Annotated in this window: 9 protein-coding genes; 8 read left to right on the top strand and 1 reads right to left on the bottom strand. The window is 41.3% G+C overall.

Translation table 11 applies throughout. The features are described 5' to 3' along the window. Nucleotides 1-126 precede the first annotated feature (126 nt). The 6 genes from M2132_RS00320 (at nucleotide 127) to M2132_RS00295 (ending at nucleotide 7,396) form a co-directional block, all read left to right on the top strand. The gene (locus tag M2132_RS00320; RefSeq protein WP_280670136.1) at nucleotides 127-1,158 is read left to right on the top strand and encodes an agmatine/peptidylarginine deiminase; all 1,032 of its coding nucleotides are present in this window, start codon (nucleotides 127-129) and stop codon (nucleotides 1,156-1,158) included. Between the two features lie 19 nt (nucleotides 1,159-1,177). Next, the gene (locus tag M2132_RS00315; protein WP_280670134.1) at nucleotides 1,178-2,053 is read left to right on the top strand and encodes a carbon-nitrogen hydrolase; all 876 of its coding nucleotides are present in this window, start codon (nucleotides 1,178-1,180) and stop codon (nucleotides 2,051-2,053) included. A gap of 125 nt (nucleotides 2,054-2,178) precedes the next feature. Next, nucleotides 2,179-4,539: a hypothetical protein gene (locus M2132_RS00310; RefSeq protein WP_280670132.1), complete on the top strand. Its 2,361-nt coding sequence runs from the start codon at nucleotides 2,179-2,181 to the stop codon at nucleotides 4,537-4,539. A gap of 112 nt (nucleotides 4,540-4,651) precedes the next feature. Continuing rightward, nucleotides 4,652-5,929, top strand: coding sequence for a DNA cytosine methyltransferase (locus M2132_RS00305; RefSeq protein WP_280670372.1), 1,278 nt, complete (start codon nucleotides 4,652-4,654; stop codon nucleotides 5,927-5,929). A gap of 61 nt (nucleotides 5,930-5,990) precedes the next feature. Beyond that, nucleotides 5,991-6,971, top strand: a complete 981-nt coding sequence (locus M2132_RS00300; RefSeq protein ID WP_280670129.1) for a hypothetical protein — start codon at nucleotides 5,991-5,993, stop codon at nucleotides 6,969-6,971. Then, nucleotides 6,971-7,396, top strand: coding sequence for a very short patch repair endonuclease (locus M2132_RS00295; protein WP_280670128.1), 426 nt, complete (start codon nucleotides 6,971-6,973; stop codon nucleotides 7,394-7,396). Before M2132_RS00300 ends, M2132_RS00295 begins: the two co-directional genes overlap by 1 nt. A gap of 75 nt (nucleotides 7,397-7,471) precedes the next feature. Here M2132_RS00295 and M2132_RS00290 read toward each other — a convergent pair whose 3' ends face one another. Further along, nucleotides 7,472-9,454 carry a KUP/HAK/KT family potassium transporter gene (locus tag M2132_RS00290; RefSeq protein ID WP_280670127.1) on the bottom strand — a complete coding sequence of 661 codons (1,983 nt, stop codon included), beginning with the start codon at nucleotides 9,452-9,454 and terminating at the stop codon, nucleotides 7,472-7,474. A gap of 187 nt (nucleotides 9,455-9,641) precedes the next feature. On the opposite strand from M2132_RS00290, the gene M2132_RS00285 reads away from it, so the two are divergent. Further along, nucleotides 9,642-11,930 (top strand): BamA/TamA family outer membrane protein, encoded by a 2,289-nt coding sequence (locus M2132_RS00285; RefSeq protein ID WP_280670125.1) that lies wholly within the window; start codon nucleotides 9,642-9,644, stop codon nucleotides 11,928-11,930. Between the two features lie 33 nt (nucleotides 11,931-11,963). After that, nucleotides 11,964-12,713: a GNAT family N-acetyltransferase gene (locus tag M2132_RS00280; protein WP_280670123.1), complete on the top strand. Its 750-nt coding sequence runs from the start codon at nucleotides 11,964-11,966 to the stop codon at nucleotides 12,711-12,713. The last annotated feature ends 222 nt before the right edge of the window (nucleotides 12,714-12,935 follow it).

The following is a 12,935-nucleotide window of genomic DNA, read 5'->3' as shown; positions in this document are numbered from 1 at the left end:
TTTTGTATCTTAGATAGACAAAGGTAATGTCTTTTTCATAAAAAATCTTTGCCGAAAGACGCAATCTTCCTAAAAACACAAAAAATAGTTTTACTTTTGTATCTGAAGCTGTTATAATAATTTGAAATGAGTAAAATATTTTTTCCGCCCGAATGGTATCCCCAAGACGCTGTGATGCTTACATGGCCTCACCGGGATAGCGACTGGCATTATATGCTCAACGAGATAAGCCTGTGTTTTGCCTGTTTGGCAAACGAAATACTGAAAGAACAACGCCTCGTTATTGCCTGCCAAAACAGGGAAAATGTAGCTAAATTTCTGGGAGCAGATATATTACACCAGAACCTGACATTGGTAGAAGTGCCGAGCAACGACACTTGGGCGCGCGACCATGCAGCGATTTCGGTTTTCGCCGATGGCGGACAGCCTTGCATCTGCGATTTTACCTTCAATGGCTGGGGATTGAAGTTTGCAGCCGATAAAGACAACCAGATAAACCGTCATTTGTTTGCCAAAAACATATTCGCACCCAATGTTCAGTATCTGAACCGCAAAAACTTTGTACTCGAAGGTGGGGCGATAGAAACGGACGGTAAAGGCACGCTGCTCACAACATCGCAGTGTTTGCTTTCGCCAAACCGTAATTCTTATTGGAACAAGCAACAGATTGAAGACTACCTGAAGCAGGCCTTCGGCTTAAACCGTGTGCTATGGCTCGATTATGGCTACTTGGCTGGCGATGATACCGACAGCCATATAGATACACTGGCCCGTTTCTGCAACGAACATACCATTGCTTACGTGCATATTGAGGACAAAAATGATGAACATTACGAAGAGCTGAAGCGGATGGAAGCCCAACTGAAAACGTTTGTCGATTACGAGGGCAATCCCTACAACCTCATCCCTCTGCCCATGGCCGAACCCGTTATCGAAGACGGTGAACGCCTGCCTGCAACATATGCCAATTTTCTGATTATGAACAACGCTGTACTTGTTCCCACATACAACTCGCACAAAGACGCCGAGGCTCTTGAGCAGATACAGAAAGCTTTTCCTTCCCACCGGGTGGTGGGTATAGACTGCCTGCCCATAATCAGGCAACATGGATCGTTGCACTGTGTAACGATGCAGTTTCCAAAAGGAATAATACGATAACCGAGATACCTGAACAGATATGAAAGTAGGAATAATACAACAAGCCAATGCGACCAACATTGCACAGAATATAGAAAACCTAAAATCGAAAATCCGTACGCTTGCCGGGCAAGGTGCCGAGTTGATAGTGTTGCAAGAACTGCACAACTCGCTCTATTTTTGCCAGACGGAAGATACCGATGTGTTTGACTTGGCCGAAACGATACCCGGAAAATCGACCGACGAATTCGGCATTCTGGCTAAAGAATTGGGTGTGGTTATCGTTCTTTCGCTTTTTGAACGCCGCGCTGCCGGACTTTACCACAATACAGCGGTTGTTCTGGAAAAAGACGGTTCTATTGCCGGGAAATACCGAAAGATGCATATTCCCGACGATCCGGCTTATTACGAAAAATTCTACTTTACACCGGGCGACCTTGGCTTCCAGCCGATACAAACATCGGTAGGCAAACTCGGTGTGTTGGTTTGTTGGGATCAGTGGTATCCCGAAGCGGCACGATTGATGGCACTGGCAGGAGCCGATATTTTGATTTACCCTACCGCCATCGGTTGGGAGCAAACCGACAGTCAGCCCGAAAAAGACCGCCAATTGGGTGCATGGACAATATCGCAACGTGGACACGCCGTAGCCAACGGACTGCATGTTATATCGGTGAACCGTGTAGGTATGGAACCCGACCCATCGGGGCAAACCAACGGTATTCAGTTTTGGGGAAACAGTTTTGTGGCAGGCCCTCAGGGCGAAATCCTCTGGCAGGCCTCAAATACCGAAGAAGCGGTACATATAGTTGAAATAGACCCAAAACGCACCGAAGCCGTACGCCGCATCTGGCCATTCTTCCGCGACAGGCGTATAGATGCCTTTGGGGAAATAACAAAACGATACAGGGATTGAAACGAAAGTTCCTCCCTACACAAAACTCCGGAAGGGGGAAGCATCTTTCATAATATTAGAAAGAACTTTTCGTTTACTATTATATAGCACTTTATATGATGAAGTTATAGATACCAGCAAATGTTATGAAAAAAATACTATCTGTTCTTTTTTTACTATTTACGTCTCTTTCCTCCTCTTGTTTCGGACAGGCCATAGGTCAGTGGGAAACATTGTTTTCGTACGAAACCGCCCCTGCCACCGTATGTGCTACCACCGAAAAAGTATATACACTTACCGACGGGAAGTTATTTTCGTGCAGCACAGACGAAACCGATAATCTGGTGGAAATATATGTGAAAAAAGACGGTGGAAATCAGAATATAAAACAAATAGCGTACGATAAAACAAACAAACTGCTCCTTATTTTCAGAGAAAACGCCGATATAGACCTCATGGACGATAACGGGTATATGTACAATATTCCTTATCTTAAAAATTCCACACAAAATATCGACAAAGCCCTGAATGGTATTTATTTCGACGGAGATTATGCTTACCTGTCTATGAACTTCGGGCTGCTCGTGATAGATATGCTGAAGGCTGAAATCAAAGCCTCATGCATTTTTCAATTTAAAGTGTACGATTCGTACATACACGACAACAAATTGTATATATGCTCCGAAGGTGGAGTTAAATACGTCGACCCATCAATCAATATACAGGATATCAACAACTGGAGCACAATAACCATCAGCGATAAATATCATTACAGCGACTATACCTTTATCGACAGCGAACTCCGAGGCATTTGTGTTTATAAAGGATGCCTGCATTTCTATATCCCCACTAAAGCCATATATTACCTCAACGGTGATAACGTGGAACGGTTTGCGGCAGGCTGGTGGCCGGTAGGAATTATCCCTCATGGCGAAGATGGACTTTTGGGGTACAACGACCAATCGTTGTGGATATTCACGGGGTTAGGCGAAATCCGCTCGGCAAGAATACCGGGGCTGACAAGCCTGTCTCCCAGTACTGCAAATTCTACTCAATATTGGGTAGGAACAAAGAACGAAAATTTATCCCTTATAGAAGTAGATCCTTCGGGGAATGTCAATTCTTTACGTACGGAATTAAGACCCAACGGACCGTTAAGTAATGTAGCTTTTTCGATGTATCACGATAACGAAAAACTTCTTCTTGTGGGCGGAGGATATAGCGGCGACCGTATGGGGCATGAAGCACAACTGTCTCAACTGGGCGATAATAACATTTGGTTCAATTACGATAAATCGCTGATCGATTCTAAAATCCCATCCGATTTAGGTGGAGCGAGAGATTTTTCGAGGGTTACGTCCAATCCGTCCAATCCCGGACATATCTTTGTGGAAAGTTTTGGCGAAGGAGTCTATGAATTTCGTGACAAAGAATTTGTATCATTACATCGCAGCCCACTGTTTGAGGGAGTGGTAACTATAGATGAAGCTTCACGTAAAAACTATATCCGTTTTGGCGGGATGAGTTACGACCGAAGAGGCAACCTCTGGTTTTTAGGCACACAAGTGGCCAACCCGATAACTGTGCTTACCAAGGAAGGAACATGGCATAAATTGGGGTATGGCAGCATTGCCGAGAAAAATACTGTTGGCCGTAACGTAATGGTAGACCGTTATAACCGGAAGTGGATGTCTACTTACTCCCGGAATCCTTTTTTGTTCATTCTGGACGATAACAATACCGTAAGCAACCTGAACGACGATAAAACTTTGTTTCAAGACCATTTCTCGGATCAAGACGGAGGTACGGTGAACATCACGAGTTTTAACGACATGAAAGAGGATCTGAACGGAACAATCTGGGCTGCAACCGATGTTGGCCCTTTCCTGATATACAATCAAAGTAATATTTTCAGTAAAAAAGAACTAACCCTCTACAAAATAAAGATTCCGAGAAACGACGGAACTAACAATGCCGATATCCTGCTGGGGAATGTATCCGTTTCGGCAATAGCCATAGACGGAGCTAACCGTAAATGGCTCGGTACAGACGATTCGGGCATATTTCTTGTGAGCGAAGACGGGATGGAAACAATCCATAACTTCACCACCAAAAACAGCCCTATGCCTTCGGACAAGGTTTATTCCATTGCTATCAACCCCAATACCGGTTTGGTTTATATAGGAACCGATAAAGGCCTTGTGGCTTACAAAAGCGATGCAACCACAGGCCGAAGCGACTATTCGGACGTTTATGCTTACCCTAACCCCGTGCGCCCCGATTACGACGGCCCGATTGTAGTAACCGGCTTGCAGGCAAACTCTAATGTGAAAATCACAGATATAAAAGGTAACCTCATCAATCAGGGGAAATCGCTTGGTGGACAATACGTATGGGACGGACGCAATGCCAAAGGCAATAAAGTGGATATAGGCACATACTTGGTAATGGGTTCATCCGAAGACGGGAAAAACGGCGTTGTCACCAAAATATTGGTAGTAAAATGAGGAACTCGACATGTACATCTCCACTTTCTTATATTCTAAATAAGGTGCCTTCGTGAATGAATTCTAATAGTATATGACAAACAATAAAAGCAAGAAAATACCCCAACCTTCAATGTCTTTTGAAACCACTAGTACTTATTCGGAGAATAAAACCGTTAATGTTTTATCTTTATTTTCTGGTTGTGGAGGTATGGATTTAGGCTTTGAAGGAGGGTTCTCGGTTTACAAAAAGAGTGTGTCTTCCAAAAGCGATTTTATAGAACGAACCATAAATGAGTATTTCGTGCTATTAAAAACTACGGTTTTTAAAACTGTTTTCGCTAATGATATATTGAAAGAAGCTTTTGTAGCATGGTCTCATTATTTTAAAAAATACGGATATACTCCCGATACTTATAGGCAAGAAAGTATTGTGGACTTGGTGAAGATGCATAGGCAAGGATTTAAAGTATTTCCTGATAATGTCGATATCGTTACAGGAGGATTCCCATGTCAAGATTTTAGCGTAGCGGGAAAAAGAAAGGGCTTTAATTCGCATAAAGATCACAATGGTGATCTGATTAACGGCACTATAATCAATGAGGAAACTCGTGGGAAACTTTACTCATGGATGAAAGAAGTTATAGACATAACAAAGCCTAAAATTTTTATTGCGGAGAATGTTAAAGGACTGGTTAATCTGTCGGATGTAAAAGATATTATACAAAGAGATTTTTCAATGGCCGATGGAGACGGTTATCTGGTTCTACCTCCACAAGTTTTACACGCCGCTAACTACGGAGTGCCACAATCTAGAGAAAGAGTGATCTTTATCGGAATTAAAAAATCAGCTTTAAAAAAATCAGTGTATGACGCTTTAACAAGCGATTCTATACCTGACAAATATAATCCTTATCCTAAACCAACACACGCTCATACATTCGTCGATAACTCTTTAGAGCCATCCGTTACTCTTAAGGATGTATTCGGAATGTTGGCTGAGCCGGATAAAAGCGAAGATCCGTCTCAACAAATATACTCGAAAGCCAAATATATGGGGGCTCATTGTCAAGGGCAAAAAGAAATAAATCTGAATAGTATTGGCCCGACAATTCGTTCGGAACATCATGGCAATATTGAGTATCGCAGATTATCAAAAGAGCATGGCGGCGGGCATTTTGAAGAATTGAATAAATGTTTAATAGAAAGACGATTAACTCCGAGAGAATGCGCTGTCATTCAAACATTCCCTATGGACTATGAGTTTGTAATACCAAGCCCTCATAGAAAGAATGGCTTTATTCTTAGTTCGTCCGCCGCATATAAATTAATTGGCAATGCGGTACCTCCTTTATTAGCTTATCACATAGCAAAAAGAATAGAAAATTTGTGGAATATATATTTTGAATAATATGGTTATCTCTATAAATACCGACCCGCATAGGAACGAATTTGAGTCTTTATTATCAAATATGCTTCATACATTGAAGAAAGAGTCGCATTCTAATCCTAAAGAATATTTAGCGTTGTCAGGTAATAGATTGGAAGGCAAAGTTTTCGATATAATGGAGCATCATGCGACAAATACCCCGTTTGAAGGTTCTATAAAATTAATGTCCGGTCAAAATTTTCCCGATATAATAGCCAGTAATTATTACGGGGTTGAAGTTAAAACAACTAAGTCTAATCATTGGAAATCTACCGGAAGCAGTGTTGCAGAAGGCACAAGAGTTAATGGAATAGAAAGGATTTTTATGTTATTCGGGAAAATATGCGAGCCGATTGATTTTATGTGTCGACCCTATGAAGAATGTCTTGTGTCAGTAGTTGTTACACACTCTCCAAGATACTTAATAGACATGACCTTAGATAAGGGACAAACTTTTTTTGATAAAATAGATATACCCTATGATGAACTTAGAAAACAAGAAAACCCGATAAAAACGATATTGGACTACTATCGAAAACAGCTAAAGCCAGGTGAAACCACTTGGTGGGCTGATACCGGTACTAAAAGTAAAGAAACTAATATGGTTGTACGTTTATGGAGCAGCCTATCAAGAGAAGAGGCTAGCGATCTTAAAATTAAAGGATTTTGTTTATTCCCCGAGCTTTTGAGTAATCGGCAAGATAAATTTTCAAGAATGACATTATGGTTGTCGACCGTGGAAGGCATTATAACATCCAATATTAGAGATAAATATACCGCTGGCGGCCGTGGAGAAATCTTATATAAGAAAGTGAAATACGATATTCCTAAAATCATAAAGAACCTTATAGATTCTTTAGATGCTATAAAAATAATGCTACGAGATATTGATATTGAGTATTTGGAGGAACATTGGGGTGTTCATGTTGATGTGACCATCATATATGAGCAATGGTGTAATTTAGTCTCAGCAACTGCTGCGGAAATAACCGACTTTCCCTTACGGGATTATCTTCGAGTGTAATGGATATATGGGATAAAAACAAACGATCGGAGGTGATGGCTTTAGTTAGAGGAAAGAATACAAAACCAGAAGTCATAGTTCGAAAATATCTTTTTTCCCAAGGTTTCAGATATAGAGTTAATGTCAAGACCCTACCGGGGAAGCCGGACATTGTATTGCCAAAATATAATGCGGTAATTTTCGTACATGGATGCTTTTGGCATGGTCATCAAATAAAGGGTGTTTATCATCGTAGATTTCCAGTTTCTAATGCTGAGTTTTGGCGAAATAAAATAAAGAATAATTCAAATCGAGACATTCAAAATCAAGAGCAACTAAAAGAAATCGGATGGCGTGTATTTGTAATATGGGAGTGTGAACTGTCATCTAAAGAGAAAAGAGAGAATGCTTTTAATAACTTAGTTGGAATTCTTAAAAAAACTTAGTAGTTTTCTCTATTCTTAGAGTCTGTTTAGATTGTCTTTATTCTAACATTTACGTAGTGTAGTATTTTTTAAGCTTTAAACTTCCTGTTCTTTTTCAGCTTCCTTTTTTTCAATATTCAATAGCCGGTTCAACTCTTTGTGATTTGATTGCACATCGGTGAGAGGTACGGTTTCGACCATCGCAAACGAAGGATCGAGGTCGTACATTTGTGTGTCGGAGGTAGCAAATCGTTTGATTATATTATACCATCCCAACATAATTTTTTGTTTTACAGACAGGTCTACATTCCGGAATATACGGTCTACAACCACAAACGTAAAATCGCCTTTCGTATCCGGAAGAGACGGATAGCGCGACGACAAATCAACCTGCCCGGTACGCTCCAGTTCATTTGTAATGAGGCGTACATATTGGTCGGTATGCAACCCTATTTTAAATCCTACATTTATATCCAATCTGAATATTTTTTTTTCTATAAATGTCTTGACCGAATAGCCAAACTCGTAGGGCGAGTCTGTACGCCTTATATTCACAAACCAGTAGGTGTCTGCCCTTTTTGGTTTTTTCTGAAACAGAGAATAAGTTATTTTACTTTCAAGAGCATTTTTATTCTTTGCACGGGTAATGAATACCAAGTTGGTAGCTGTTTTTTCTATCGTATGGTCTTGGCTCATATTATTGATCCGTTCAATATATTTGTTATCCACTTGGTCAAAGTTCGTGTAGTGTTGCTTTATACGCCGTCCGTTGTACCACGAGTACATCATAAAGAAAATAACACCTGCTATCAGCAAAGAGGCAAATCCTCCATGTGCAAATTTTTGCATATTAGCAACGAAGAACCCAAGTTCAATAATCAGAAAAAAAGCGGATAGCCCGATGCTAACCCACAGCGAAACCTGCCTTTTGAGCATATAGAGGAACAACAATGAGGTTGTCATCAGCATACTTAAGGTGATGGAAAGCCCGTATGCGGCTTCCAGATTTGCCGACGACTTGAAAGACACGACAATAACTATACACGAAATCATCAGAAACCAGTTTATGGATGGAATAAACATTTGTCCTTTGATGTTGGTGGGATATTTAATTTTAACGTTAGGCCACAAATTGAGCGAAATAGCTTCGCTTATCACCGTAAACGAACCACTAATAAGTGCTTGGCTGGCAACTACGGCCGCCAGTGTTGCCAAAACAACACCTACAAAGGTGAACCACGAAGGCATCATTGCAAAGAAAGGATTCACCCCGTGATTAATGAGGTTAGGATGGCTTATAATCCATGCGGCCTGACCCAGATAGTTAAGTATGAGCATACTTTTCACAAATATCCACGATACACGTATGTTTTTCAGTCCGCAATGCCCCAAATCGGAATATAAAGCTTCAGCTCCCGTAGTACACAGGAATATAGCTCCAAGAATAACCAACGTGTGCGGCGCTTCTATCAGGAATTTCACGGCATAGTACGGGTTGAATGCCCGCAAAACCGAAAAGTCGCCGATAAAGCGGCCAAATCCGAGTATCCCCAATGTAAGAAACCACACAAGCATAATGGAACCAAAGAACCTCCCCAGTGAGCTTGTGCCCAAAGGTTGCAGTAAGAATATACCGGCCACAATAGTTATTGTTGCAGGGATAACGGGTATTTCAGGAACAATGACATTGAGCCCCTCCATGGCGGTCATGACGGTAATTGCCGGCGTGATTACACCATCGGCCAAAAGTGTTGCCGCACCTATTGCCGCAATGAAATATGCCCATCTGTATTTTTGCCGTATCAGAGCATATAGCGACAGGATGCCTCCCTCGCCGTTATTATCGGCACGAAGGGTTATTACAACATACTTTACGGTTGTTTGTATGGTTAACGTCCAGATAACACACGACACAGCCCCCAGTATATAATCCGGATTAGCCATTTTCCCTGCCGGAAGTGCGCTTATAATGGCTTTCATTACATAAAGCGGGGATGTTCCTATATCTCCATATACCACACCGATAGCTAAGACTAAACCAAGAACTCCAAACGGAACTTTATGCCTGTTTTCTTTCATGACCGTATGAAAATTTTGCTGAACATAATGCTTTATATCTATTATGCAATATTAGTCATTTTTTTAAGATTTTGCATGTCGATTCGAAATGTAAAATATAAAGAAGAAGTTTATCAATAAATTTGTGAAAAAAGCCTCTATTTGTCTATATTTGTTCCGGATATCTACAACAGCAAATTGTTTTTACATGAAAAAAAGCCTTTTTTGCATATTTACTTTTATTCTGATTCTGGCTTCGTCGTGCAGTATTCAGAAAAATATCCCACAAGAACAATATTTGCTGGACAAAGTTGATATAAAAGCCGATAATAAGAAAGTAGACATTGCCGAGCTCGAAGCTTTCCTGCGGCAAGAACCCAATTCAAGCTTTCCGTTGTTAGGTAAAGTCCGCCTACGGCTTTACAATATGGCAGGGCAGGATACCTCAAAATGGATGACGCGCTTTATCCGCAAGATAGGCGAACCCCCTGTCATTTACAATCGGGGGCTGACCGGAACTTCAATAACCCAAATACAGCGAGAACTGATAAATAAAGGCTATCTGAATGCTAAGGTAGATACCATTCTGGAGGTTAAGGATAAGAAAATGAAAGTAACGTACAACGTAAAAGCCGATAAACCTTATACAATACGTACTTACGATTTCGGGAAAAATCCCAACCATCCGCACATGGATAAAATACTGTTCTATTACAAAAGGTTGTCAGGGATACATCCGGGCGATATGTTCGACCAAGACAATCTGGAAGAGGAAAAGGTCAATATCGCAAATTTCTTCCGGAATGTAGGATATTACTCCTTCTCGAAAGAGTATGTATACTTCAAGGCCGATACAACAGTAGGCAACCGGCAGGTAGACTTGTTCCTCTCGTTCTATCCCGAGAATAAAGACAGTACGGTGTTTCATAAGTTCAATATCCGCAATACAACCGTGCTTAGCGGTGTAAGAAAATGGAATCAGGAGCTACAAACCAAGTTAGACACAACAACTTACCGGGGATTGACCATTGTGCGCGGACCGAGTAATTTCCTGCGCAATTCCACAATCTACCGTAACACCCACCTACGTCCCGGCAAGAGGTATTCCGATTATTATTATACCAACACATATTCTGCCTTCAGCGGAATGGGTACTGTGCGGCAAACACAGATTTTGTTCACCCCTGTTGCAACACCCGACAGTGTGAAGCTTGTCGATGCCCTCATAGAAGTAAAACCCGCCAATCCTCACTGGTTTCAATTGGGAATTGACGGAACCAATACCGCTGGCGATTTAGGTATTGCTCCTCATGCTTCGTACCAGCATCAGAACCTGTTTAATGGAGGGGAAGTATTTAGTGTAAAGCTGAAAGGGGCATACGAATTTATCACAGGGTCGAACAGTTCGGATATATTGAACCAGAATTTTTATGAATATGGGATTGAAAGTGCTATATCATTCCCTCAATTTTTATTCCCTTGGCTTAAAAGTGATTGGAGAAATCTGCCATCGGCCAGTACACAATTTTCAGTTGGGTTGAACAATCAGCACCGCCCCGAATATACACGTCAGTTTTTTAATACCACAATCACATACCGCTGGACTACAAAACGAAACCGGCTGAGGCATTCTCTCGACTTGATAGACGTAAACTATATACGCATGCCGTCTATCTCGGCCAAATTCGACTCCATTATATCCAACCCCGACAATGCTTTGTACAGAACTATGTACCAAAACCAATTAATATCGCGCATAGGCTACACGGGGGTATACGTCAATTCTTCGTCCGGAAGGGTAAAGCGCGACAATTACACCCTGCGCTTCGGAGCCGATTGGGGGGGCTTGCTGCCTCGTTTGGCAACTTCGTTTGATTCGCCTTCAAGAAACAGCGACGGGCAAAAACAGATACTGGGTATCGCTTATGCCGAATATATAAAGGGGGACATCAGTTTTGCCCATACCCGGATGCTGAATAAAACCGGTTCGGTTGCATACAGGATAGCCCTTGGTGTGGCATATCCTTTTGGCAACTCAAACGTTATGCCTTTTGAGCGGCGTTATTTTGGGGGTGGGTCTAACAGCGTGCGCGGGTGGAGTACCCGGCGGTTGGGTCCCGGATCATACAAACCGGGAGCAACAAACGATTTTGTGAACCAAACAGGTGATATAAAGCTCGACTTGAATCTCGAATACAGGTCTAAAGCAACCGATTATATCGAACTGGCAGCATTTCTCGACGCCGGAAACATCTGGACTATCAAGAAATATGATGAACAACCCGGTGGCGAATTTTCTTTCTCGAAATTCTATAAAGAACTTGCTTTTTCTTATGGTGTAGGGCTTCGTTTCGATCTTGGGTTCTTACTGCTTCGCCTCGATGTAGGAATGAAAGCTTACGATCCCGCACGCGACGAAGGCGACCGTTGGGTTATTTACCGCCCTAAAGTAAGCCGTGATATAGCATGGCACTTTGCCATAGGTTATCCGTTCTGATATTTCCCAAAGCTAAAACTATGGTGCATAAATATGAATGCCGATTTTATAAACTTAACAACAGAAAATATTATCGATGAGCATTTATGCTGCATTATCCGCAGTAAAAAGCCTCATCCGGGAATTGATGCAAAGCGTAGATGGCTTTCAGACCGACTAAAAGAAGGTCATGTTTTTAGAAAGTTGAATGCAAAGGCTACTGTTTTCATTGAATACGCTCCTCTTGAAACAGCATGGGTTCCTATAACCGGCAGCAACTATCTTTATGTGTATTGTTTATGGGTTTTAGGCAGCTACAAAGGGAAAGGCTATGGGAAATCGCTGATAGAGTACTGCTTAACCGATGCTAAAGAAAAAGGCAAATCGGGCATTTGTATGCTCGGCGCAACAAAACAAAAAGCTTGGCTTTCAGACCAATCGTTCGCCAAAAAGTTTGGCTTTGAGGTTGTTGATACTACCGATAACGGATACGAATTGCTTGCACTTTCTTTTGACGGAACAACTCCAAAATTCGCACAAAGTGCTAAAAAACAAAATATTGAAAGCAAGGAATTAACTATCTATTACGATATGCAATGCCCCTATGTTCATCAAAACATTGAGACAATAAAACAATATTGCAAAATACACAACATTCCTCTATCTCTAATCCAAGTGGATACGCTGCAAAAAGCAAAAGAATTGCCATGTGTTTTCAACAATTGGGCTGTGTTTTACAAAGGAAGTTTTGAGACAGTGAATTTGTTGGATATCGGATATTTAAAAAGAATACTCAAAAAATGAAAATATAGTGAACACCGAAAGTCATTGTAAGCTTGCTTGTGAATGTATTTCGGTGTGTATTCACATCGCTGTTTGGTAATTCAGTAAAGATAACGGTATCGAGCAGATACTCCTAAATTCACAAGCACTTACTAATTCTCTTTATTTTTGCTTACTTTTCGGGAGTCTTTTCACTATATTTGTATAGGTTTTATCTATATATGACGAGAAAATATTACCTTT

Source organism: Dysgonomonas sp. PH5-45, assembly GCF_029893235.1.
GTDB lineage: Bacteria > Bacteroidota > Bacteroidia > Bacteroidales > Dysgonomonadaceae > UBA1309.
Note: the sequence above shows the minus strand (reverse complement) of the source record. Positions and strands in the feature narration are given on the sequence as shown.